We start from the raw sequence: 23,389 nt of genomic DNA on the forward strand, positions 1-23,389 counted from the left end.
CAGTGGGCCCTTTCCCCGGCCCGTTCACACCGCGACCTCCTCGATCACCCTCGTTCCGGAGACGAGGGTGGGTTCGATACCGATCACCGTGCCGGTCGCCGGGCCGTCCCAGGAGCCGAGTCGGCGTGCGTATTCCTCGGCCAGTTCGACGGCGGTGATGGCATGTGCCGGGCCGACGACCAGCACCGACCATCCGATCCGCCGCACCGGGTCGATATCGTCGGCTTGGTAGGCGAGAACCACCGCACGTCCGAACAATGAAACGAGCCCGCCCGACGGGCGAGTGCAGATGATTATCGCCCCGTCCGCACCGATCAAATGGTTCACCGGACGCACCGCGGGTAACGCGTCGTGGGTGAACACGATCCGCCCGAGCGGGGCGGCGGCGAGCAATCGCAAGGCCTCCACCCGCTCGATTCCCACGGTTCGCCGTGGACTCTCGTCGCGGGCCGGGAACCTATTCGGACCAGCCACCTGAACTCACCGCTTTCTCGGTCGACTCCTGTCTCGATCGCACCATCGAGCGGATACTCCGGACAGGGTCGAATGCCCCTTCCGTCGTGCGAGAGGTCCTGTCCTGAGCGCACGGCACCTCAGGGCTGGAACGAGCACTACATACTGGCAAGTTCAGGATCACAACTCGATCCGGTCGCGTGGGCGCAGAGCTGTAGTAGCCGAAAGTCCCATTCGCGAAGGTCGAGCGGCACTGTGCACCCGGCGTGGCCATTCGTGCGTCTAGAGCGTCGGATGGTTTCGCGCCGGATTGCTGGATGGCCGGATTACCGGGTGTAGGCGCCGGTGCACTGCCGGTGCAGGTTTTCTCCCTCCCGGCTCCGGAGCGCCGTCGAACGCATATGCGCAGAAGACGACGAGGCACCGGACCGGCCCACGCGGGTCCCGACATAGACACGGGTCGTGCCCGGCACCGAGGCAGTGGTACACATCGAGCAGGCTCACCGGTTTCTCGACCAGACCGATCAAGCGGCCCGGGGCAACCGCGCACGGTGCCGATTTCCGTACCGACGACCGAACTCGTGGCCTGGACAAAGGGCCTTTGGTCCCGGAAAGGCAGGGCCTCCGGCATCGCACAGACCCGGTGCCGGCTCCGTAGGCTATAACGATCCGTAGGCGAAAGAGGTGAGCCATGATCAGGGTCTTCTTGGTCGACGATCACGAGATCGTGCGCCGCGGCGTGGCCGACCTGATCGAGTCCGAATCGGATATGGAAGTCATCGGCGAAGCAGCGAGCGCCTCCCAGGCGCTGGCCCGTATTCCCGCTCTGCGACCCGATGTCGCTGTGCTCGATGTGCGGCTGCCCGACGGCAACGGTATCGAACTGTGCCGGGAACTGCTCTCCGCCGGGCGGGGGCTGCGCTGCCTGATGCTGACCTCGTTCACCGATGAGCAGGCCATGCTCGACGCGATCCTGGCCGGTGCGAGCGGCTACGTCGTCAAGGACATCAGCAGCCTCGACCTGACCAGCGCCATCCGGCAGGTCGGCGCGGGCAAATCGCTACTGGACAACCGCGCCGCGGCCACGCTCATGGCGAAGTTCCGGGCCGAAGCCGAAGCCGCCACCGGACCGCTGGCCGGCCTGACCGACCAGGAACGCACCTTGCTGGCATTGCTGGGCGAGGGCCTGACCAACCGGCAGATCGCCGGCCGGATGTTCCTGGCGGAGAAAACGGTGAAGAACTACGTGTCACGATTGCTGACCAAACTGGGCGTCGAACGCCGGACACAGGCCGCCGTCATCGCATCGAAGATGGCTCCGCCCGATAAGAAGGTGTAGTTCCGGTAACGGCCGCCTGCTCCGGTTGCTTCCCGGCGCATTGGCCGGGGCCGCGGTCGGTGGAAGAATGCAGCTCATGATGCGGCGGACCTCCCCGGCCGGCGCTCGGCCACCGGTCACCGAGGCGCTGTCACAGCTGCGTCTACACGAGCTACTCGACGAAGTGCAGGACCGTATCACCCAGATCGTCGACGTGCGCGACCGAATGGACCGCCTCATCGAGGCCATGCTGTCCATCACCACCGGGCTCGATCTGGACGAGACACTGCGGTCCATCGTCCACACTGCCATCGAACTGGTGGATGCCGGGTACGGCGCACTCGGCGTCTACGGAACCGACAAAACGAGCGATCAGCTGGCCCAGTTCATCTACGAGGGCATCGACGACGACACCCGCGTCCTGATCGGTGCCCTCCCCCGTGGTCACGGTGTGCTGGGACTGCTGATCCAGAGCCCCGAGCCCATCCGCCTCCCCAATATCTCCGGCCACCCCTCTTCCGTCGGTTTCCCGGCCCACCATCCCCCTATGTGCAGTTTCCTCGGTGTACCGGTGAAGGTGCGCGACGAAGTGTTCGGCAACCTCTACCTCACCGAGAAAGCCGGCGCCCAGGAGTTCACCGAAGACGACGAGGTCGTAGTGCAAGCACTGGCCGCGGCCGCCGGCATAGCGATCGAGAACGCTCGCCTCTACGAACGTTCGCAGGCACGCCACAGCTGGCTGGAAGCGACCCGGGACGTCGCCACCGAACTGCTGGCGGGAGGCACCCCCCGGAAAATACTCGATCTCGTCACCGAACGAACCCTGAAACTCACCGGAGCGGCGTGCGCCTTCGTCGCCCTCCCGGAAGATCCCGACCTCCCCCGCCGAGATGTCGGCGAGCTGTCCATTACCGCTGCGGCGGGTGAGAAAGCCGACAATCTACGCGGACAACGTCTCCCGCTACAGCGATCACGAGCCGACCAGGCGTTCCGGCACGGCCGCACCGTCACCCTCGACCGCCTTCCCGGCGACTTCCTACCGGATACGAACACCGGTTGGGGACCCGCGCTGGTCCTTCCGCTGCTGGCCGGTGACGAAGTCATCGGGCTCCTCACCGCTGTACAGCCCGCCGCCAGCAACCCCCTCGACCCCGCGGTTCAGGCGATGGTGTCGGTAATCGCCAACCAGGCCGCGCTGGCCCTGCAACTCGCGGAAACTCAACAGCGGATGCGCGAACTCGATGTGGTCGCAGATCGCGACCGGATCGCCCGCGATCTGCACGATCACGTCATCCAGCGGCTCTTCGCCGTCGGTCTGGGTCTCCAGGGCACGCTGCAGCGCGCTCGCAGCCCGGAAGTGCAGGCACGCCTGAGCGAAACGATCGACGACCTGCAATCCATCGTGCAGGAGATCCGCCACTCGATCTTCGATCTGCACAGCAGCGCGGCCGCGACCTCGGCCGACTACCGCAAACGCCTGCACAGTATCGTCGCCGAGCTGACCGCCGACATCGATCTGCGCACCACGATCCGGCTCGCCGGGCCCCTCACCGTGCTGACGCCGCCACTGTCCGACGATGTGGAAGCCGCCCTCCGCGAGGCGGTCAGCAACGTCGTCCGGCATGCCCACGCCACCACCCTTTCGGTCGAACTGCGCGTCGACGACGCGGTAACCCTCGAAGTCACCGACGACGGAATCGGCCTGGCGCCGGAGATCGGCCGGCGCAGCGGACTGGCCAATCTGACTGCCCGCGCACAACGCGCAGGCGGCAGCTGCCGGATCACCGGCAACCCGGCCGGCGGAACCGTCCTGCACTGGAGTGCCCCCCTCCCCTGAATGTCCCGCGCCTGAATCCGACCGCGCGCCGGTATCGGCCGCCCACCGGCGCCCACATCGCTGTCCGGCAACTCGGCATAGAGCACATAGACCCACCCGGAGAGGGCCGAAAGCCCGGTATTCCGGTACCCCGACCGGTTCCGACCGCCCCTGGCCGGTCGGGCCGAGCAGAAACACACTGGTCCTATGCGCCGGAGCCGAAGGGGTCTATCCGATGACCAGTACCGCAGATCGTGATCCAGTTCGACCCATCGTCGTCGGTATCGACGGCTCCGAGGCGTCCGGTCTCGCCGTGCGCTGGGCGAGTGAAGCCGCGTCCGGGCACACGGGCAGGCTGCATATCGTCCATGCCATCGACCTGGCCGGGGCCAGAGCCGTCCGCAATGTCTACGACGCCATGGAGCCACCCGTCAGCGAGGCGATCCGCCGGCGCGGTAACGAACTCCTCGCAGAAGCCCGGCAGACCGCACTCCGGATCGACCCCGCGCTCACCGTCGAGACCGAACTCTCGGAACTGGGGCCCGCTCATCTGCTCATCGACCGATCCGCTGCCGCCGAGCTGACCGTGATCGGCACCACCGGGCAACGGTCCACTATCGCTCACCTGGGCTCGACCCTGCTCGCCGTCGCGAGCCACGGGCACGGCAGGGTTGTCGTCGTACGCGGCACCGGCCACCCGACAGGCCGCCGCAAGGCTCCTGTCGTCGTGGGCTTGGACGGCTCTCCGAGCAGCGAGGCCGCCGCTGCCGCCGCCTTCACCGAAGCCGGCTCGCGCCGGGCTCCCCTGATCGCGATCCACACCTGGCACGATCTTCGATTCCATCTGTTCGCCGGAATGCCGGAGATCGTCAGCGATCCGCCTCTGGCCGAAGCGGCCGAAGCCGAGTTGAACGCCTGGCTGGCGCCCTGGATCGAGAAATACCCCGAGGTCGAGGTCGTCCGGAAGACCTATCTGGCGGGACCCGACCTGCACCTCATCCACTGGTCGGAATCCGCGCGACTCGTCGTCGTCGGCAGCCGTGGCCGTGGCGGCTTCCACGGCCTGCTCATGGGATCCACGAGCAATATCGTCGTACAGCGTGCCCACTGCCCGGTCCTCGTCGTCCATACGACCTGAAGCGAGAGCGTGGCCCACGTCAGCGCACCGAATCCGTCCCCTGATCGAGGCAGTGGTGGCGGCAGGCTCAGGGTCTATGGCCCCGACGAACTGCCCGTGCGCCGCGGACAATCCCGGTTGGTCGCTCTGGAGCGTCGACGAAGCCGTGCGATACCGGCGCCGGCGTAAGGTCAGGTAGTTGTCATGGCGAGGATATCGCGAAGAGGCAACCGAGGAGTCCGCTCCACGGGGTGGTCCTGCTGCGGTGGTGCACCGATCCTGACCAGGACTTGCGGTAACCGGTGCCCGCCGCCGACCAGTTCCCGGACCACCTCGCGGCTGCGTGGTACCTCGGTCAGATTAGTGAGCGGACAGGTCGCGTACCCGGCGAGCGTCGACTCCAGCAGCACCGTCGACAACGCCTCACCACAGCGGACCAGCTCGTCGTGGCCGTCGGAGGAGGTGGACAAGACCAGGATGGCGGCGCGGTCGGTCTCGGCCCGCTCCTCCTGTTCGAATTCGGCCCCGCGGGTCGGGAATCGCCGGCCGACGCCCACCCGCTCCTGTTCACCGGAGGATGCCAGTGCGCTTCGGGGGACTCCCGCCGCGCCGACCACATGTCCCGTCCACCAATACAACTCGGCGTGATACCCCGAGTCGTAGCGGCGCAGGGACGTGGTCATCTGCGCGGCGTGCGTCAACGTGGCACGACTGTCCTCGGGCAGCACGTCCACATCAGCGTCATAGGGATCGACAGTGGATCTCAGCACTGTTTCGAAGTCGGGCCAGCCTGCGGGCTCGCCGAACGGCCTCCGGTCGGTGTAGCGCCGGTCGATCACCTCACCACGGGCGCGTTCGGCCTCGGTGATGATCGATGAGCGATGGAAAGTGATGTCCGCCAGATGGTTCCGGTCATTCGGATCGGGGAAGCGGGCCATCGACAGCCGCCACCCCGCCGCCGCCATCGCCGCCCGGAGATGAGCCAGGACGGCACCGCAGCTGATCAGCATCTGCCGGCCGCTGGGATCTGTCGTCGACAGCATCCGTTCGGGCACCGCGTGCAGGCGCAACACGCGGCCGTCGTATCGCCACAGCCAAGGCTGGCTGTTGTGCAGTGAGGGCGCCCTCCCGGCGAGGAGGACAGCCTGTTCGACCGTCGTATCACTGGGCCCTTCTGTCATGGTCACGACGCTATACACACGTGCGCGGCCCGCCAGGAGTCTTTGGTCCCCGATCCACAGGCCAGTGGCCCACGCCGCCCGGAACGGGCAGACCGCATCGGCCGGTCCGCACGTGTGGCGGGAACACGCATCGACACCACGGTCGTCGAACGCGGAGCCCCCGGGCCGATGGTCCCACGGTCGGGGGACGCACGACCCTGCCCGGCCGTCCGGGAAGAGCGAAACTCGCACCATGGCTTCGGTCGTCCGGCAAACGGCCGGTGGATCCATGCACCGGCAACCCTGACCGGTCCACCGATCCGGAACAGCACCGATGGTCCGGCACACGAGAAGATCCCGAACCTCGCAAGATCCGGGCAGAAGCGGGCTGTCTCCGGAAAGCCGGCGGGCACGCGGGAGGTGACGACACGTGGCGCTGAGTGAGAGGTACACGCATCGAGCCGAAGGACTGACCACCGCGCAGGCAGCCGTCCGATTGGCAGCGGACGGGCCGAATGTACTGCCCCGGCGTCCACCCCCCGGCTGTGGCAGCGAGTACTGACCCAACTGCGGGACCCACTGATCGTCGTTCTCCTGATCGCCGCGGCGCTGACCCTCGTCACCGGCGACTGGACGGATATGGCCGTCATCTCGATGGTGGTGGTCGTCAACACCTTTGTCGGCGTTGTCCAGGAGGTTCGAGCCGACCACGCGATTTCGGCGCTGACGGAGCTGACCGCCCCTGCGGCCAGAGTGGTGCGCGACGGGACACAACGCGAAATACCCGCCGCCGAGGTGGTCGTCGGCGATCTTCTCGTCCTCGGCGAAGGCGATATCCTGCCGGCGAATGCTGGCCGGGGTTCCTCGGTCAGATCGGGGCCGACACTCAGGATCTTGCGACGCGGTGGATGGAGAAACTGTTTCCAGGAACCGGGCCCGGCGGAATGCGCGAAGACCGCCGAATCCTCGCGACGATGGAGCCCGCCCCGGAACGGGACCGGCCACTGCTGCGGCGCTCGTTCACGGAATCCCCGGCAGGGCCGGCAGTTGGAGGCCGGAGATTCGATCGACGCGGATCCGGTTGACCTGGTCGTTACGCTCGGCCACCCACGGACGCCGCGGAAAATCCGTGGCTGCGAGGAGCTCTTCTACATCGGTGACCGCCTCGGCCGTTCCCGCGGCCAGTACGGTCCAGCCGCTGCGCGATCGCGGATCCACCTGATCGACTTCGAACGCCACGACCTGTCCCGCGACCGAGCTACCGCATCCCCCGGGCACGGTCCAGATCACGATGTCGCCCTTACGCACCGAGAAATTGACCAGCCGGATCACTGGGACATCGCCCTCGATATAACCGATCCGGCCGACCGGAACCGACCGGAGCCGAGACCAGCAATCCGTTTCGGTCAGCATCGACAACATCCTCGGTTGTGGCATGGTCTTCGCCGCCTCTCACACATTCGCCGGTCCACAGAATTGGGCGGCACACCGACGGAGCCGACAAACCGGCCGTACTCCACGATGCAGCACCGTGCCGCAAAACAAGAGGGTCGAAAGTCCTCACCGGCCTGTTGCCTCCACCGGGACCGGCCGCCGATTCCGCCGCGGGCCCGGTCGGTCCAGCCGCGCATCGACCGCACCGGCCGTCAGCGGTGGGCTCGTGCGACGGAGTATGTAATTCTCCGGGCCCGATCCGGCGTATTCGGCGTTGAGCACATCCCGGGCGGTATCCTTTGTGAGTGCGGGATGCGTAGATCGACAACCGTCCGGACCGCGATGTCGGCTGGTTGCACGGGCAACCGCACGTCGGCTCGAACAGTCGTCGGCTCTCAGCGGTGTCGCCGCAACTGGGAGTTCCGTTCAGGCGTTGAGGCCGCACCGATCGTCAGGTGCGTGGATATGCGGCGTGGGTCCTGGATCGGCAGGATAGATCAACGGCGAAACGACCTGCTCTCCTTTTACGGAGCTACATGATGGCCAAAGATTTCGAAGGACATATAGCGCTCGATATCCGTGATTCGGTCGCAGACTGGGCGCCTTTCGCGGAGCCGACCGCACCGCAAGACGCGCCGAACGTGTTGTATCTGGTGTGGGATGATATCGGCATCGGTACCTGGGACTGCTACGGCGGTCTGGTCGAGATGCCGAATATGAAACGTATCGCCGACAGCGGTGTCCAGTTCACGCAATTCCATACCACCGCACTGTGCTCCCCCAGCCGTGCCTCGCTGCTCACCGGGCGGAATCCGACTTCGGTCGGTATGGCAACCATAGAAGAGTTCACCGACGGGTTCCCCAGCATGTGTGGCCGGATACCGGACGACACCGCACTGTGCTCGGAGGTCCTCGCCGAGCGCGGATGGAACACATACGCGGTCGGCAAATGGCATATGACGCCCCTGGAAGAGGAAAATCTGGCGGCGTCGAAGCGACATTGGCCGCTGGGGCGCGGATTCGAACGGTTCTACGGCTTCCTGGGCGGTGAGGCCGACCAGTGGTACCCGAATCTGGTGTACGACAATCACCCGATCCCGCAGCCGTACACACCAGAGGACGGATATCACCTGTCGAAGGATCTGGCCGATAAATCGATCGAGTTCGTCCGCGACGCCAAGGTGATAGCACCCCACAAACCGTGGTTCATGTACCTGTGCCCGGGATGCGGTCACGCGCCGCACCACGTGGCGAAGGAATGGGCCGACAAGTACCGCGGCCGGTTCGATATGGGATATGAGAAATACCGCGAGATAGTGCTGGCGAATCAAAAGCGCATGGGTCTGGTACCGGACAACACCGAACTGTCGCCCATGAACCCCTATTCGACCGCGACCAGCGCAGACGGCAAGCCGTGGCCGGCGCAGGACACGGTGCGGGCGTGGGATTCGCTGTCGGAGGACGAGAAGCGACTGTTCCGCAGACAGGCAGAGGTGTTCGCGGGATACCTGTCCTACACCGACGCTCAGATAGGCCGACTACTCGACTACCTCGAGGACAGCGGCCAACTCGACAACACGATAATCGTCGCTCTCTCGGACAACGGCGCCAGCGGCGAGGGCGGTCCGAACGGATCCGTCAACGAGATGAAATTCTTCAACGGCTATATCGATACGATCGACGACAGCTTGGCAAAGCTCGACGAGTTGGGTTCGCCGACCACCTACAACCACTACAGCATCGGGTGGGCGATGGCGTTCAACACCCCGTACAAGCTGTACAAGCGGTACGCCTCGCACGAAGGCGGCATCGCCGACTCGTGCCTCATGTCGTGGCCGGCCGGGATCGTGGCCCGGGGCGAGGTGCGGCACCAGTACGTCAACGTCTGCGATATCACCCCCACCGTCTACGAACTGCTCGGCATCACGCCCCCGGATACAGTGAAGAATGTGGCGCAGCGACCCTTGGAGGGGGTCGGTTTCCGCGCGGTGTTCGATGACGCGAACGCCGACGTCGGCAAACACACCCAGTTCTATTCGATGCTGGGCACGCGCGGTATCTGGCATCGTGGATGGTTCGCCGACACCGTTCATGCGGCATGCCCGTCCGGCTGGGGACATTTCGACGCCGACCGCTGGGAACTGTTCCAGCTCGAGCAGGACCGCAGCCAGATACACGACCTGGCCGAGGTTCATCCCGAGAAATTGGCAGAGATGAAAGCGCTGTGGTTCTCCGAGGCCGAGAAGTACAACGGAATGCCGCTCTACGATCTCGATATCGTCTCCGCGATGATGCGCGACCGCCCCACATACGCCAAGTCACGGGACAGCGCCGTCTACTATCCGGGACTTGCCGAAGTCGGTCCGGGTGCGGCGCTCGAGATCCAGGGCCGGTCGTTCGCGCTGCTCGCCGAGACCGCGATCACCAGCCCGGAGGCGGAGGGGGTGCTGTTCGCCCACGGTGGGCGGCTCGGCGGGCACACACTGTTCCTCCAGAACGGCCATCTGCGTTACATCTACAACTTCCTCGGCGAAGAGGAACAGGCCGTCGTGTCCGATCGCCCGGTACCGCTCGGCGATCACATCCTCGGGATCCGGTACGAACGGCACGGAACCCGGTCCGACAACTTCACCCCCACCGGTGAGGCCGTCCTCTACATCGACGAGGAGCCGGTGGGCTCCCTCGACGATATGCGGACACAGCCCATCGTGTTCTCCGGTGTCGGAGAAGGAGTCCGCGTGGGCCGTGACAGTGGTCAGTCGGTTTCCGCGTGCTACCGGTCACCGTTCCCGTTCACCGGTGGCACGGTGCATCAGGTCATCGAGGACGTGAGCGGAAAACCCTATGAGGACCTGGAAATGGCCGCAGCGGCGGCCTTTTCGCGCGATTGAAGCGACACCGGATGCCCTCCGACGCGCCCCGCGGGATGGTCAGGGTACCCGGCGGCGAATTCACCATGGGTTCGGACGGCTTCTACCCCGAGGAACGGCCCGTGCACCGGGTGCGGATCGACTCGTTCCGCATCGACCCGCACCCGGTGACCAATGCGGCGTTCCGACGCTTCGTGAAGCACACCGGATACGTCACCGTCGCCGAACGCACTCCCACCATCGAGGACTACCCGGACGCGGACCCGGTGGATCTGGCGCCCGGGGCACTGGTCTTCCGGCCCACCGCAGGACCGGTGCCACTGGACAACTGGCGACGGTGGTGGCGGTATGTCCCCGGCGCGAACTGGCGCCACCCACGCGGACCCGGCAGCACGCTCGACGGACTCGACCGTCATCCGGTTACCCAGGTCGCCTACGACGACGCCGCGGCATACGCGGCCTGGGCCGGCAAACAATTGCCGACGGAGGCGGAATGGGAGTACGCGGCACGTGGCGGACTGGACTCGGCCACCTTCGTCTGGGGTGACGAGTTCGAACCCACCGGTCGGCGCATGGCCAATATCTGGGTCGGCACCTTTCCTTGGCAATTCCATCCGGGCCGCGGACAGGCGCGCGCACCCGGCACCACGGCGGTCGGCAGTTATTCGCCGAACGGCTACGGCCTCTCCGACATGACCGGCAACGTGTGGGAATGGACGGCCGACTACTTCCACTCCCACCATCCGTCGCCGGCCTGCTGCGCCCCGTCGAACCCGCGCGTCGATACGCCGGAATCCGCATCGGCGCAGCGCTTTCCGCACCATGTCGTCAAGGGCGGCTCCTATCTGTGCGCAGCCAGCTACTGCCTGCGGTACCGGCCCGCCGCCCGGCAACCACAGACCGAGGACACGGCCACCTGCCACCTCGGCTTCCGCTGCGTCGTACGCGACACAGAACATTGATGCCCGCCATCGGCGAATTTCGACGCGGTGTCCGACGGATCTTCTTGCAGTCCCTCGTTGGGGCCGCGTTACCGCTGACGTTGTCGGTCATCCGGCTGACTGTGGGGTCGAATCCCGATCGAGCAGGTCGATGTCCGCCGCGCCGCGGGTCGCGGCGCCGGACTGAGGGGCACGCGAGGGCATTTTCGACAGGCGCCGCCGACGAGCCGAAAGCAGCGCCGTTGACCAGAAAACCTAATGGCGATAGATATCTAGAGGCTCGCTCGAACGCCCGGACCCCGGCGCGACCTCCGAAACCGGCGGGTTCCGAGGCCTGTGGTCCCGGCTCGGTCTGCGTCCGCGAGCGCTTTTCCATTCCTTCGCCGTCGCCGGTGACGATCCCGTGTTCATGCTCACCGCACCCATTCCCGCCACCCGCTCGGTGATCTTCCCGCTCATGCTGTTCTGCGCCGATCCCCTCAGGTCCGGCCTGTGGCGATCGGCGCAGGTGAAGCGGGCTCTACGATCGGCTCAGCAGTCCTGGCCTGCCAGTAGTCGCGTTGCTGGAGCGCAGGCGTCTTCGAGGCTGCGGTACACGGTCTCGGGAAGTCGGTGCCGAGCGCTGCGGTTTCGTGCGGGATCGAATTCGGCGGCACCGATGGTGAGCCAGTCCGGCGAGGCGGGGACGTCCAGGAATTGTGCGATGCGAGTGAGCTGATGGTCGGTGTCGGTGATGAGGTCTTGGTAAGCCACCGGCAGATGTTTGTCGTCGGGTAGGTCCGCGAGGGCGCCCAGACCGGTTTCGACGAGTTCCGACCACAGGCGCCCGAATCGGTCGAGTGGGATGTCGAGGCCCATCAGATGTTCGTAGTCGATGCTGTCGCCGAATAGTTCGGCTGCTTCGGCGGGCATCTGCGCGGGGTCGACGACCCAGCGTCCGCCGGCGTTGTCGTCGACGATGTCGGCCGCCTGCAACGCGTCCTGAATGAGGGTCATCGCCCGGAAGGGCGCGTGCTGGCTCATGGACAACGCGGTATCGGGGCCGTCGCGGTGCAGATGGAGGAACTTCGCCTCGGGAAAGCTGCGGCGCAGCCACGGAATCCACCCTAGCGACAAGCCCGAGCGTTCCACGACGACGGGCCGTTGCAGGCGGGTGGCCAGCCAGCCGAACAGGTGCTGGAAGTGATCGCAGGTGATCCGATCGGGCCAGTCGGCGATTTCGACGGCGAGCTCGTCGAACATCAGGTCGGGGTCGGTCGACAGGTGCGGCAGAGTCATCAGGCTGATCGCCGGTATGCCGGTGGTATGTGCGTCGTAGCGGGCGCCGACGAGATTCGGATACAGCAGTTCGGACATGCGCCCGCCACCGCGGATCAACGGATCGAACAGCGGGTGGGGTTCGGCCAGCGCACTCCAGAATCGGGCGGCCGGCAATATCGCGTCGGGGGTGGTCGAAGTGCGCACCGAGGCGAAGAACTCGTTGAGGCTCAGCACACTCGGATGTGCCCGTAGGACACGCGACAAGGTTGTCGAACCGCTGCGGCCGGTGGTTACCACGAACGTGGGCTGTCGTGTCGGCACAACCGGTATCGATGGCCTGGGATATGCGAGCGGTTCCGGTTGCGGAAGGCGCCGCGAGATCTTGCGTGTGCCGGTCGTGGGCGCGAGGGCTGCCAGGTCGTCTCGGTTCAGGCCGATGCCGGCAAGCAGGTAGTCGAGTCCCACAACCGTGGTGTCGATGGGATCTCCTATTACCCCTCGGGTGTTGGTGTCATCGAAGATCCGGCGGTGGGTGAGATACGGGGTGAAGCTACCGGCGGCACCACGACGGCTGCTGCGCTCGTACACGTTGGGATCCGCGGGCGAGTCGGGCACCATCGTCAGCGGCAGCGGTGACAGGGAGCGTAAGACGTCGAAGACAACCGGAACGGGGACCTCACAATGATGAACCACGTTGTAGGTGTTGAGTCCAGCCGGGGCCTTACGGCTCAATTCGACCATGGTGGACGCCGCGGCGTCGACTGGAAGGAAGCTGAGGTGGCCGTGTTCGTCGCCGACCAGCCGGACCGTCGTCAGTTCGTGAACGGGCTTTCGCGCCTGGCCCCGTAGGCGAACGGCGGCGTCGATGCTGCGGCGCAGTCGCAGCAACAAATGCTCCGGGAGCGCCGGGTGCGGGGCCCGATCGGTGACCAAGATACTGGGTCGCATGACCAGCACGCGGCCGCCGGACTTTCGGGCGAAGTCCCGGACCAGCAGCTCACCTTCGTATTTCGATCGTTCGTAGGTTGTTTCGAATCCGTGGCTGTCGTCGAGTTCGTTCTCTCGGACTCGGCCTCGCAATTTCCGGCGACCGGCGACGAATGCGGTACTGACGTGATACAGGTTCGGCACCCCGCCCGCGGCGGCGAATTCCAGGACGCGACGGGTGCCGGTGACATTGGTTGCGCGAACGGCGTCGAGGGTGGCACCCAATTCGACCAAGGCCGCCAGATGCCAAATGGCGTCGACCCCGGCGGCGAGCTGTTTGAATTGCAATTCCGCGAGCCCGAACCGGTGCTCGAGCAGATCCACCCGAAGGGGCTCACATCGCTCGGGCAATCGGTCGATGAGATGCTCAGAGGTCCCGATCGCATGCAGCCCCTCCGCCAACGTACTCAGCAGTGCGTCCGGATCTCTACGCGTGAGTAGAACGAACTCGCCCTCTTCACGGAGCAGTTCGCCCATCAGATGAATACCAAGAAACCCCGATACTCCTGTGATCAGCGAACGCATCCACACTCCTCAGAGGTCATCTTCCAGAATCAGGTTTCGTGGCACAGCGACTGTCGCGCGGATAGGTGTCGCGGCCGCGACAACTATATGGAAACTGTGTGACCGTAATCGCTTTCGGCATATGACCGGGGCTCGGCGGCGCGTTGCGGGCTGGGTGGGCAGTCTCCGGCACAGGCGGTGCCAGGCCGCGGACCAGTCACCTTTACCGCAGCAGCCCCATTCGCTGTCGGGCGTTGTCCACTGGTCCGCGCGTGTGCTGCGAACGGAAGGTGCCGCTCACGCATCAGGGGGCACACCAGCCGGGGCACGGGCGCGCGCAACTCGGGAGACACGATCCGGTTCGCTCATCAGCCCCTGTCTGAGATCGGAGGCGGCAATTCCGCCGCTGGGGTGGCCGAAGGCCGGTGCAATGCAATTCACGACGTGGGTAAAGGTCCCATGGCGGCGATCGCGGCCAGCAATGTGCCGACCGCAGTCGCGATCGAGGCGATCTCGCCGACCGCGTCTGCGTGGGCTTGTAGCGCGGTCGGCATCGACTCCCACGTGCCGTCGCCCTGATGCCACGTCTACCGTGACCGGGCTCGGCGGGAACGTCATCTCCGCCACCACTGCCGTAGTGTGTGAGCGCATGTTCACCGGACTTTCGGCTTTTCCGATGACTCCGACCACCGACTTGCATATCGACGAACAGGCCTTCACCGGACTGGTCACCCGGATGGTGGACGCCGGAGTCGACTCGATAGGCGCTCTCGGCTCGACCGGCAGCTACGGCTATCTCACCCGGGAGGAACGCCGCAGGGTCGCCCACCTCGCCGTCGAGGCCGCGGGCTCGACTCCCGTCATCGTCGGCATCGGCGCACTGCGCACCCGGGAAGTGTGCCGTCACGCCGAGGATGCGCAGAACGCCGGCGCAGCCGCGGTCCTGCTGGCACCGATGTCCTACCAACCGCTCACCGCCGACGAGGTCTACGGGCTGTACGAGACCGTCGCCCGCGAGCTGTCAGTGCCGCTGTGCGTATACGACAACCCGGGCACCACCCACTTCACTTTCACCGACGAACTACACGCCCGCATCGCACAACTCCCGCATGTCGGCTCGATCAAGATCCCTGGAGTGCCGGCCGACCCAGCCCTCGCCGCGAAACGCATCGAGACGCTGCGGTCACAAATCCCTCCGGCCGTCACCATCGGCGTCAGTGGCGACGCATTCGCCGCGACCGGTCTCAACGCCGGATGTGATGCCTGGTACAGCGCCATCGCCGGTGTACTTCCGGCGCCGTGTCTCGCACTCACCCGAGCGGCCCGCTCCGGCGATGCGGCCACTGCCGTCCGGCTATCCCGGCAATTCGAGCCACTGTGGTCCATCTTCCGCAGCCACGGTAGCCTCCGCACGGTCTCCGCAATCGCCGAAGACCTCGGTATGGTGCGCGCACCCAACCTGCCGGCGCCGGTCCAGAGTCTCCCGCCCGAAGTTCGGACAACGGTTTCGTCTGCACTACAGGCGCTCCGCGATCACCACCTGATCTGATCGACCGGTACGGAGCGGAAACAGGTCTGCCGTGGGTCCTCAGGCCGACGCGTGCCTACGAGCGAGAACCAGCGCGGCCCGGGGTACCGGCACGGCCGAGAAGTCGCAGCGGCGCTGGCCGGCCCGGTGATCGCGCTGGCGCCCGCGCCGCGTGAACGGCGTGCCGCTGACGCCTGCCCGTGCGGCAGTCAGTCCCGGGTTCCGCAGATAACATTGTGGTCTTCGTCTGCAGGACGGAGTAATAGGAGCGCCGCCGATGGACGACCATCCCCAGATACAGCCCCCGGACTACCACCGATGCCTGGACAAGGTCCTGGCGTCACCCGAAGCATGTCACGAGCTGCTGCGGACGCTGTCGCAGATGACCGATGCCCGAGCGCGCTCTCCGTGGTCGCCCTGGAAAGGCGAAGAACCGCCGCCCCACGGCGCGCAAGTAGCCGAAATCGTGCCCGCGCAGGTCCGGCTGGACGCGTTGCAGGCCACCTACGACTCCTATCTCGAATCGGAGCAGCACGTGTGGCGGAGACTGTATGACGTTATGGGCGTCCCGCCGATGCAGCAGAGCGCCGTCGAACTTATCGAGAACGTGCGCCGCACCATCCAGCGCCTGAACCACCGGATCGCCGAACTCGAAGAATCCAGCACCAGGTAGTCGAGCTCGCGTTACTTGTCGGCTGGGATTGCGGCGGGAACCGGCTGCGGTGATGACGCTGGAGTTGCGCTGGTGTCCGGTTCTGCGAGTCGAACGTTCGGGTTCGGCAGCGCAAGAAAACTGCCGGTGACCACCAGGGTCAGGACCGCGACGATGACGAGGGCGGGCCGATAGCTGCCGGCTTGGTCGGCGACGGCGCCGACCCACAACGGGGCGATCGCTCCGCCGACCACAAAAGCGGTGTAGGGGCCCGCGTAGGCGCGGCCGAAAGCGGCGAGTCCGAAGTATCGGGATGTGAAGAATCCGAGCATGTCGAGTTCGGCGCCGAGCATGCACCCCACCGCGATCGCCGCGACCGGCGCCAGTGCTACGCCGCCGAATGCGAAGGCGAGAACACCGAGAGTGCAGATGGCGCACAGAGTGGCGGCTACCACGGGCGGACGGAGGATATCGAACAGGAAGCCGACCACCAGCCTGCTGACGATGACGGCGATACCCAGCAGCGCGGCAATCGATGCGGCCCCGCCGGCACTCATCCCGGATTCCCGCAACATCGGGACGAGGTGTGGAACGAGGCCGGTGAAGGCGACCGACATCAACCCGAAGGTGGCGATGAGCTGCCAGAAGAGTCGAGTGCGGCGGATGACCGCGAAGCTCGGGCCGGTCGCGGCGGGCGCGGGAGCATCGTGATTCCCGGCTGCGGGTGAGACCGGTGCCGCGGTGAGTTCCCGGTGCGGCTTTTCACGAAGGAACAGCAACGTGGGCAGCGCGCCGGCCACGGCGGCACCCGCGAGCGCGAGATAGGCGGACTGCCAACCGTGAACGGCGATGAGGGAGCTGGTCACGACAGGGACGATCGCTCCGGCCAAGCCCATGCCCATCATCGTGATGCCCAGGGCGAACCCGCGGGCACGGTCGAACCAGCTGCTGACTGCTCGGGTGAAGGAAATCGGGCCCGATCCCGCGCCGAGGAAGCCCATCAGGGCCATTGCGGCCAGGTATGCCGGAACCGAATGGACGAGCGTTCCGAGCACGACGAAGCCCGTGGCGAGGCCCAACGCGCTGATGAACGTCGGGATCTTGACGCCGTACCGGTCGACGGCGTAACCGACGACCGGGACCGCCGCCGCCATTCCCAGCGTCATCAGGGAGAACGCCAACCCGTATGTGGTGGCGGTGAGACCCAGCTCGCGACCGAGATCGTTGACGAACAGGCCGGCAGAGTAGATCGCGAGTCCGGAGACACCCAACCCGACGCCCAGGGTGGCAGCTGCCAGGCTGGGCCAGCCGCTCCGGAATTCGGAGGCTCGTGACATAGACAAAGCTCGTACTCCTTCGTACATGCTCGCTGACTGATTCTGCTCGAACAGCCTGGCCTCGACTGTGAGCACTATCACCCTGTCTTGCGGGGTGGGTATTCAGGAAGACGAAATCTGCGATAAACAGTATTCGTATCGTGGATATCCGCTCACCCGTTGACGGAGTAACCGAGCACTCGCTTCTGCGAGATCGCCGCCTTCCGAATCAAAGCGCGGTGATCGAGGCGTACCGGATGGCCGTTGGCCTTCACGAAATCGCCGGCCACGAGGACCGAGTCGACGTTGCCTTCGTGTGCTGATAGGACTACCGCCGCCACAGGGTCGAGGACCGGAGCAAGGTTGACGTCCGTGGCACGAATCAGGACGAGATCGGCCTGTTTGCCGGGAGTGATGGTACCGACGCGATGGTCGAGTCCCGCCGCCCGCGCACCTTCGATAGTGGCGAACTCGAGCACGTCACGGAGCATGAGGTCCGGCGGAGTGGACATCGCGGAATGCCCACCGCCGCGCCACGAGCGGTAGTAGGCATAGAGCAGCCGCATCTGGGTGAACATATCGCCCGTGCACTTCGTCTCGGTATCTCCGCTGAGACTGGGACGTAGCCCGATCGACAGCAGCCGGTCGAGTGGAATATCGCCTATTCCTTGGGAATTCATCTCACAGTGGACTCCCAGAGAAACGGATGCTCCCGCGTCGGCGATCATCGCCAGTTCGGCGTCGCTACACCCGCAGCAGTGCACGAAGGTCATATCGGCGCCGAGCAGACCCGCTCGGCCGTACTGGTCGACGGCATGGTGGGCTGCATTGTGGGGATAGGCGCCGACGTGTACGGATGTGCGGATACCGAGTGCGCGGGCGAGTTCGAGGTCGGCACGCCAGACCGTGGGCAGCGTCATTTCCGGGCCGCGAGCCGCCATGGCCAAGGTCAGGAGTGGGTTGTCTCCGGCGAAGTACTGCCTGTTCAGCCGTTCGATATCGGCGGGATGCGGCAACGCGCTGTCCTTGGTCCAGCGGTCGTCGGTGGTGAGTGGCCAGCCGTGCGCGAATACCGCCCTGATCCCCGATTCGACCAGTGCGGAGATTGCCGCGTCGGAGTGCTCGGGTGAGTTCTGGATATGTGACCAGTCGACGAGGGTGGTGGTGCCGGCATTGAGCGCGGACGCCGCACCCAGCAGCGTGCCGATATGCACATCCTCCGGGGTGTAAGCGGCCCCGATACCTTGGAGCACGTCGGCGAAGTACTGCAGCGGGTTCATCTCCGCATAGCCGTGACGCATGGCGCTCTGCCACGTATGGCGGTGGGTGTCGACGAAGCCGGGGATCGCGATCATGTCAGTGGCATCGACCACCCTCGCGTCATGCACCTCGAGCTTCGGCGCGACCATCGAGATGATGTCGCCGTCGATGAGTATGTCGGCTTGCTCGAAGTCGCCGAGTTCCTTATCGAGGGTGACCACTGCCGCGCCACGCAAAAGGGTTCGAGGGCCTCTCGGCGCATCCGTGCTGCCGGGATGCCTCACGAAGCCACTATCCACAGTCATTCTTCGAACTCCTCGGGTAACGGGAACGACGGCCCCGCGGGAGCCGTGCACTATCACGCAGCCATCCGCTGCTGCCGACGGCCGCCGACGTCCTTCAGTGTGGTTCTCATGGCGTTATTTGCGAATACAGGGTTCCGTATAGTGCGTATTCATGAGCCCGATAGGACAGCCGAGAAGCCGGCGCGCCAAGCTGGATCTCAACCTCATCGTGGCGCTCGAAGCGCTGCTGCGGGAACGCAGTGTCAGTCGCGCCGCCACCGAGGTGGGGCTGAGCCAGCCGGCGATGAGCGCGGCGCTGGCCCGGTTGCGCCGGTACTTCGGGGACCCCCTGCTCGCCCGGGTCGGCAACGGTTATCAGCTCACCCCCTTGGCACAACGCCTGGTCGAGCGCACAACGGTAGCGATATCGGCAGTCGATCGGGTACTGGAGACCGTGCCGAAGCTCGACATGGAGAAGACCACACGCGAATTCACCATGATCGTGTCCGGCTACGTGCTCGCGACGATGGGGCGGGCAATCTCCGACCACCTTCTGGCGCAGGCACCGCGCGCCACCATCAACTTTGTCGATCTGCGGCCGGAACTCGTCGATCGTATGTCCGACCGGCTGCGCACCGCCGACCTCGCGATCGTCCCGCGAGGATTCGTCACCGATCTACCTTCCGTCGATCTCTACACCGATCACTGGGTATGCCTGGTCGCCGAGGAGAATTCCGATATCGACGACACCATCACGCTGGAACAGCTCGGTCGTAGTCCGTGGGCTGTCTTCCAGACCGACCCGCAATCTCCCAATACCCCTTTGCACCAGGTCAAGGCCCAGGGCGTCGAACCGCGCGTCCAAGTCATCGGCGACAACTACCTCGCTTTGCCCTACTTGCTGACGGGAACCCTTCGGGTCGCGCTGGCACCGAACCTGCTGGCTCAGAATTTTGTCCGGGCGGGCGGGATGCGCATCGTCAGCACTCCGTTGACATTGGCACCGCTGCGGCAGGCCCTGTGGTGGCATCCGATGTACAACTCCGACCCCGAATTCCTCTGGCTGCGGACCACAGTGGTCGAAGCGGCCCGGTCGACGGTCGACGCCTACGCATCCGGTGAGAAGAGCGGCGTCACCGAATAGCTCCGGGGTCGTGACCACGGCCTGGACCGACGCCCACGTAGGGGAATGCCGGGATCAGCGCCCGAGGGACCGAACATGTCGATCTGTGGAGGGGCGTCGGCCACACTCTATCCACCGCATGGATATCCGACATCAGGAACATCCGCTTCCCATATATCTCACTGCCGGGCATGGTCGAGGGCATAGATCACTCGTTGCACACCGCACCGGCGCAAACGTTCTTCGGACCGTCATCGGCGCCATGCGACCCGAAAGGCGATGCGCATGTCTCCGCAAGTTGTTGTCGTTGGTGGCGGTCCGTCAGGACTGACCGTCGCCACAGAATTAGCCCGCGCAGGCATTGATGTAGTCGTCCTCGAACAGCGGACCGAACGGGTGAAATCGCGTGCGGGCACCATACTCCCGCGCGTCCTCGAACTCCTCGACGCACGCGGTCTGGCCGAGAAGTTCATCGAGCGTGCCGAGAGCATCCGGCCCAACCCGTTGATGCCCACCCATATCTGGGGCGGAATGCAGCCGGTCGAGTGGCACCATCTCCACTCCCGCTTCGGATTCCGTCTCATCCTGCCGCAGAACGACACCGAGGAGCTACTGCTCGAAGAGGCTCGCCGCCTGGGTGTCGACGTGCGAGCCGGCATGCACGTCGACACCCTCGTGCAGCACGAAGACACCGTCGCAGTGACCGCAACCTCGGCGGTTACCGGCAGGACCGAGAAGTTCTCGGCCGGCTACTTGATCGGCGCCGACGGTGCACGCAGCACGGTGCGGTCGGCACTGGGCATCACCTTCGACGGCCACGGACCGACGTTCACCGGGATCGTCGCCGACCTACGAATGGACCGCCCGTGGCCTGAGGTCCGTCGCATGGTCGACAACGAGAAGGGATGGATCAGTTCCTTCCCGTTCGGAGAGAACCAGACCCTCACACGGTTCAATATCGTCCACGCCGAGCGCCGGCAGGCGGCGCAGTCCGAACCGGTCACTGCGGCGGAGGTGAGCCGATGCATCACCGACATACTCGGTGTGGACGTCCCGTTCGACGAGTTGACATGGGGCTCGCGATACACCGACACGATGAAGCTCGCCGCGTCATTCCACCAGGGCAACGCCTTCCTGGTCGGGGAATCCGCCCGCATCCACTACCCCGCCAGCGGGGTCGGCATGAACTTCTGCATACAAGATGCGTTCAACCTGGGATGGAAGCTCGCCGCCGTGATCCAGGGACACGCCGGAGATGATCTGCTCACCACCTATGAGTCGGAACGGCGCCCCGTAACCGAAGCCTTGCTGCACAGCGTGCAGGCACAGTGCGCCGTCCAATTCGATTTCACCGCCGAGGGCGTCGCCCTCAAACGATGGTTCCAGCGCACGCTTCTTCCGATCCCCGAGGTCAACCGGCAACTGGCCCTGGACCTCAACGGGCTGGCCTTTCCGTATCCCAGTTCGCCGGAAAGCCATTCGATGACCGGGCATCGCTGCCCCGATCTGGACCTGCAGACCGACGCCGGTTTGCACCGGATGGGAGAGCTGCTCCGGCAACAGGCATGTGTACTCATCGACTGCACCGGCGCGCAGACATACGCAGGCATGGAGGAGACAGTTCCGTTGCTGCGGACATATTCGGGACATCTGGTGCCTACTCCACCCGAATTACACGGGGTGCGAAGTCTGTTGATCCGACCCGACGGGTACATCGCCTGGGCGAGTACGGAACCGCCGGCACTCGAACATGCCCAGCTCGCACTGAAACACGCCCTGAGCATCGTCCGATGAACGGAGCAACTCCGCGCACAGTGCCCGGGTCCGACAGCAATGACCGGATGCCCATGCCACCGCTCGAGGAACTCTCCGCCGAGCAACAGGCCGCAGCAGGTCGCATCGCCACCGGACCGCGCGGCGCGGTGTTCGGCCCCTTCGTCCCACTGCTGCGCAGTCCACAAGCGACGGAGCACCTACAGCAACTCGGCGCCTACCTTCGGTACGAAAGCCCGCTGCCGAGAAGCATTTTCGAGATGATTGTCCTGCTGGTAGCCCGGGAATGGGATCAGGACTTCGAATGGACCTATCACCTCCCGCTCGCGCGCGCGGCGGGGCTGTCGGACGAAACGATCGACGCCCTTTCTCAGCGGTTGGATCCACCCGATCTCACAGCCGCTGAGCAATCGGCATACGACATTGTCATCGAACTACTCACCGACCGAGCCGTCTCCGACAGTACTTTCGATCGCGGTGTCGAGGCATTCGGTCCTCAGGCTGTCATCGACGTGGTAGTCACCGCCGGGTACTACACGACACTGGCCATGGTGATGAACATGGCGCAAACACCCCCTCCCCCGCCAACCTCACTTCCCGGCTAGCGTCCACGCGCGCACGCGACGACGTCACGCCGATCGACATCCGGTCGCACTTCAAGACCGTAACAACCCAGCTTCGACATCCACCCTCTGGAAAGCGAAAACCTTATGCGTCTTGCCAATCTCGACAATCGTGCTGTTCTCATCCTCGGCGAACCCGGCGCCGAACGTGCCGTCGATATCGCTACTCTGTCCGACGGCCGTTTCGGCCCCGATCTGCCCGCCGTATACCAACAGTGGAACGAGCTTCGATCCTGGGCGGCCGAGGTGCCGGCAGATAGCATCGCCACCACCGTGATCGATCGTGCCCTTCTGGGCGCGCCGTCGCCCGCGCCGCGGCAGGTGTTCGCGGTGGGGCTGAACTATCACGCCCACGCCGCCGAATCAGGATTCGAATCACCGGTGCATCTGCCGCCGGTGTTCACCAAATACGTTTCTTCCTTCACCGGTCCGGACACAGAGGTCACCATTCCCGCCGCCGGCAACGTCGACTGGGAGGTCGAACTTGTCGCGGTCATCGGCCGTCGAGCCGGCAATATCGACGAGGCCGACGCATGGTCGCACGTCGCCGGGCTGACAGTGGGGCAGGATATCTCCGAGCGGGTGTCCCAGCTACGCGGTCAGGCACCGCAATTCGGCCTGGGCAAGTCCTTCGCCGGTTTCTCCCCGCAAGGTCCGTGGCTGGTCACACCGGACGAGTTCGCCGACCGGGACGATCTCGAACTCGGTTGCACGATCGACGGTGAAGAAGTCCAGAAAGGCAGGACCCGCGAGTTGATCTTTCCTGTCTCCACACTCGTCGCCGCTCTCTCCCGCACCGTGACCCTCTACCCGGGCGACGTCATCTTCACCGGCACCCCCGCCGGAGTCGGGGTCGGCCGCGACCCGCAGCGATTCCTCCGGCCCGGCGAGAACCTGAACAGCTGGATCGAAGGTATCGGCGAACTGCGGCAGCATTTCGTTGCTGGCTCCCAAAACAAATGAGCGCTTG

18 protein-coding genes and 1 pseudogene are annotated in these 23,389 nt (G+C 65.3%); 13 read left to right on the forward strand and 6 right to left on the reverse strand.

What is annotated here, in order from left to right; genetic code table 11:
* Window positions 1-24: 24 nt before the first annotated feature.
* Window positions 25-474: a pyridoxamine 5'-phosphate oxidase family protein gene (locus tag ABZ827_RS08175; RefSeq protein ID WP_357234085.1), complete on the reverse strand. Its 450-nt coding sequence runs from the start codon at window positions 472-474 to the stop codon at window positions 25-27.
* Between the two features lie 670 nt (window positions 475-1,144).
* Here ABZ827_RS08175 and ABZ827_RS08180 point away from each other — a divergent pair.
* From ABZ827_RS08180 to ABZ827_RS08190, 3 genes are all read left to right on the forward strand, one after another.
* Window positions 1,145-1,792: a response regulator transcription factor gene (locus tag ABZ827_RS08180; RefSeq protein WP_357234088.1), complete on the forward strand. Its 648-nt coding sequence runs from the start codon at window positions 1,145-1,147 to the stop codon at window positions 1,790-1,792.
* A 76-nt stretch (window positions 1,793-1,868) separates the two neighbouring features.
* Window positions 1,869-3,608, forward strand: a complete 1,740-nt coding sequence (locus tag ABZ827_RS08185; protein WP_357234090.1) for a GAF domain-containing sensor histidine kinase — start codon at window positions 1,869-1,871, stop codon at window positions 3,606-3,608.
* Window positions 3,609-3,822: 214 nt separating this feature from the next.
* On the forward strand, window positions 3,823-4,725 hold the full coding sequence (locus ABZ827_RS08190) for a universal stress protein (RefSeq protein ID WP_357234093.1): 903 nt from the start codon (window positions 3,823-3,825) through the stop codon (window positions 4,723-4,725).
* A 170-nt stretch (window positions 4,726-4,895) separates the two neighbouring features.
* On the opposite strand, the gene ABZ827_RS08195 is transcribed toward ABZ827_RS08190, so the two are convergent.
* Entirely contained in the window at window positions 4,896-5,885 is a 990-nt protein-coding gene (locus ABZ827_RS08195) for an NAD(P)H nitroreductase (protein ID WP_357234096.1), read from the reverse strand.
* 409 nt (window positions 5,886-6,294) lie between these two features.
* Between ABZ827_RS08195 and ABZ827_RS08200 the strand changes: the two genes are divergently transcribed.
* Together ABZ827_RS08200 and ABZ827_RS08205 are read left to right on the forward strand one after the other, a co-directional pair.
* The gene (locus tag ABZ827_RS08200; protein ID WP_357234099.1) at window positions 6,295-6,426 is read left to right on the forward strand and encodes a cation-transporting P-type ATPase; all 132 of its coding nucleotides are present in this window, start codon (window positions 6,295-6,297) and stop codon (window positions 6,424-6,426) included.
* Window positions 6,427-6,518: 92 nt separating this feature from the next.
* Window positions 6,519-6,656 (forward strand): annotated as a pseudogene (locus ABZ827_RS08205) (hypothetical protein); the annotation flags it as partial.
* A 228-nt stretch (window positions 6,657-6,884) separates the two neighbouring features.
* On the opposite strand, the gene ABZ827_RS08210 reads toward ABZ827_RS08205, so the two are convergent.
* Window positions 6,885-7,277, reverse strand: coding sequence for a pyridoxamine 5'-phosphate oxidase family protein (locus ABZ827_RS08210; protein ID WP_357234101.1), 393 nt, complete (start codon window positions 7,275-7,277; stop codon window positions 6,885-6,887).
* Between the two features lie 560 nt (window positions 7,278-7,837).
* On the opposite strand from ABZ827_RS08210, the gene ABZ827_RS08215 reads away from it, so the two are divergent.
* Both ABZ827_RS08215 and ABZ827_RS08220 read left to right on the forward strand, forming a co-directional pair.
* The gene (locus tag ABZ827_RS08215) at window positions 7,838-10,189 is read left to right on the forward strand and encodes an arylsulfatase (protein ID WP_357234103.1); all 2,352 of its coding nucleotides are present in this window, start codon (window positions 7,838-7,840) and stop codon (window positions 10,187-10,189) included.
* Window positions 10,190-10,200: 11 nt separating this feature from the next.
* Window positions 10,201-11,130 carry a formylglycine-generating enzyme family protein gene (locus tag ABZ827_RS08220; RefSeq protein WP_357234106.1) on the forward strand — a complete coding sequence of 310 codons (930 nt, stop codon included), beginning with the start codon at window positions 10,201-10,203 and terminating at the stop codon, window positions 11,128-11,130.
* Between the two features lie 510 nt (window positions 11,131-11,640).
* Here the strand turns inward: ABZ827_RS08220 and ABZ827_RS08225 are convergent.
* Window positions 11,641-13,881, reverse strand: coding sequence for an SDR family oxidoreductase (locus ABZ827_RS08225; protein ID WP_357234109.1), 2,241 nt, complete (start codon window positions 13,879-13,881; stop codon window positions 11,641-11,643).
* Between the two features lie 628 nt (window positions 13,882-14,509).
* Between ABZ827_RS08225 and ABZ827_RS08230 the strand changes: the two genes are divergently transcribed.
* Both ABZ827_RS08230 and ABZ827_RS08235 read left to right on the forward strand, forming a co-directional pair.
* Window positions 14,510-15,409, forward strand: a complete 900-nt coding sequence (locus ABZ827_RS08230; RefSeq protein WP_357234111.1) for a dihydrodipicolinate synthase family protein — start codon at window positions 14,510-14,512, stop codon at window positions 15,407-15,409.
* A gap of 256 nt (window positions 15,410-15,665) precedes the next feature.
* Window positions 15,666-16,061: a hypothetical protein gene (locus ABZ827_RS08235; RefSeq protein ID WP_357234113.1), complete on the forward strand. Its 396-nt coding sequence runs from the start codon at window positions 15,666-15,668 to the stop codon at window positions 16,059-16,061.
* 11 nt (window positions 16,062-16,072) lie between these two features.
* Here the strand turns inward: ABZ827_RS08235 and ABZ827_RS08240 are convergent, their stop codons facing one another.
* Both ABZ827_RS08240 and ABZ827_RS08245 read right to left on the reverse strand, forming a co-directional pair.
* Window positions 16,073-17,377: an MFS transporter gene (locus tag ABZ827_RS08240; RefSeq protein ID WP_357234115.1), complete on the reverse strand. Its 1,305-nt coding sequence runs from the start codon at window positions 17,375-17,377 to the stop codon at window positions 16,073-16,075.
* A gap of 152 nt (window positions 17,378-17,529) precedes the next feature.
* Window positions 17,530-18,921 carry an amidohydrolase family protein gene (locus ABZ827_RS08245; RefSeq protein WP_357234117.1) on the reverse strand — a complete coding sequence of 464 codons (1,392 nt, stop codon included), beginning with the start codon at window positions 18,919-18,921 and terminating at the stop codon, window positions 17,530-17,532.
* A 151-nt stretch (window positions 18,922-19,072) separates the two neighbouring features.
* Here ABZ827_RS08245 and ABZ827_RS08250 point away from each other — a divergent pair, with 151 nt between their 5' ends.
* The 4 genes from ABZ827_RS08250 (at window position 19,073) to ABZ827_RS08265 (ending at window position 23,382) form a co-directional block, all read left to right on the forward strand.
* A complete protein-coding gene (locus tag ABZ827_RS08250; protein ID WP_357234119.1) occupies window positions 19,073-20,044 on the forward strand; it encodes a LysR family transcriptional regulator in 972 nt (323 codons plus the stop codon).
* A 264-nt stretch (window positions 20,045-20,308) separates the two neighbouring features.
* On the forward strand, window positions 20,309-21,817 hold the full coding sequence (locus tag ABZ827_RS08255) for an FAD-dependent oxidoreductase (protein ID WP_357234121.1): 1,509 nt from the start codon (window positions 20,309-20,311) through the stop codon (window positions 21,815-21,817).
* On the forward strand, window positions 21,814-22,401 hold the full coding sequence (locus ABZ827_RS08260; RefSeq protein WP_357234124.1) for a carboxymuconolactone decarboxylase family protein: 588 nt from the start codon (window positions 21,814-21,816) through the stop codon (window positions 22,399-22,401). Before ABZ827_RS08255 ends, ABZ827_RS08260 begins: the two co-directional genes overlap by 4 nt.
* A gap of 105 nt (window positions 22,402-22,506) precedes the next feature.
* On the forward strand, window positions 22,507-23,382 hold the full coding sequence (locus ABZ827_RS08265) for a fumarylacetoacetate hydrolase family protein (protein ID WP_357234127.1): 876 nt from the start codon (window positions 22,507-22,509) through the stop codon (window positions 23,380-23,382).
* The last annotated feature ends 7 nt before the right edge of the window (window positions 23,383-23,389 follow it).

Origin of the sequence: Nocardia sp. NPDC019395, assembly GCF_040632335.1 — a bacterium.
Taxonomy (GTDB): domain Bacteria; phylum Actinomycetota; class Actinomycetes; order Mycobacteriales; family Mycobacteriaceae; genus Nocardia.

Excerpts from the sequence above, each read along its gene's own strand:
- ABZ827_RS08195 (WP_357234096.1), bottom strand. The coding sequence starts at position 5,885 with ATGACAGAAGGGCCCAGTGATACGACGGTCGAACAGGCTGTCCTCCTC.
- ABZ827_RS08190 (WP_357234093.1), top strand. The coding sequence starts at position 3,823 with ATGACCAGTACCGCAGATCGTGATCCAGTTCGACCCATCGTCGTCGGT.
- ABZ827_RS08230 (WP_357234111.1), top strand. The coding sequence starts at position 14,510 with ATGTTCACCGGACTTTCGGCTTTTCCGATGACTCCGACCACCGACTTG.
- ABZ827_RS08180 (WP_357234088.1), top strand. The coding sequence starts at position 1,145 with ATGATCAGGGTCTTCTTGGTCGACGATCACGAGATCGTGCGCCGCGGC.
- ABZ827_RS08250 (WP_357234119.1), top strand. The coding sequence starts at position 19,073 with ATGAGCCCGATAGGACAGCCGAGAAGCCGGCGCGCCAAGCTGGATCTC.
- ABZ827_RS08265 (WP_357234127.1), top strand. The coding sequence starts at position 22,507 with ATGCGTCTTGCCAATCTCGACAATCGTGCTGTTCTCATCCTCGGCGAA.
- ABZ827_RS08255 (WP_357234121.1), top strand. The coding sequence starts at position 20,309 with ATGTCTCCGCAAGTTGTTGTCGTTGGTGGCGGTCCGTCAGGACTGACC.
- ABZ827_RS08210 (WP_357234101.1), bottom strand. The coding sequence starts at position 7,277 with ATGCTGACCGAAACGGATTGCTGGTCTCGGCTCCGGTCGGTTCCGGTC.
- ABZ827_RS08185 (WP_357234090.1), top strand. The coding sequence starts at position 1,869 with ATGATGCGGCGGACCTCCCCGGCCGGCGCTCGGCCACCGGTCACCGAG.
- ABZ827_RS08245 (WP_357234117.1), bottom strand. The coding sequence starts at position 18,921 with ATGACTGTGGATAGTGGCTTCGTGAGGCATCCCGGCAGCACGGATGCG.
- ABZ827_RS08235 (WP_357234113.1), top strand. The coding sequence starts at position 15,666 with ATGGACGACCATCCCCAGATACAGCCCCCGGACTACCACCGATGCCTG.
- ABZ827_RS08215 (WP_357234103.1), top strand. The coding sequence starts at position 7,838 with ATGGCCAAAGATTTCGAAGGACATATAGCGCTCGATATCCGTGATTCG.
- ABZ827_RS08225 (WP_357234109.1), bottom strand. The coding sequence starts at position 13,881 with ATGCGTTCGCTGATCACAGGAGTATCGGGGTTTCTTGGTATTCATCTG.
- ABZ827_RS08220 (WP_357234106.1), top strand. The coding sequence starts at position 10,201 with ATGCCCTCCGACGCGCCCCGCGGGATGGTCAGGGTACCCGGCGGCGAA.
- ABZ827_RS08240 (WP_357234115.1), bottom strand. The coding sequence starts at position 17,377 with ATGTCACGAGCCTCCGAATTCCGGAGCGGCTGGCCCAGCCTGGCAGCT.
- ABZ827_RS08260 (WP_357234124.1), top strand. The coding sequence starts at position 21,814 with ATGAACGGAGCAACTCCGCGCACAGTGCCCGGGTCCGACAGCAATGAC.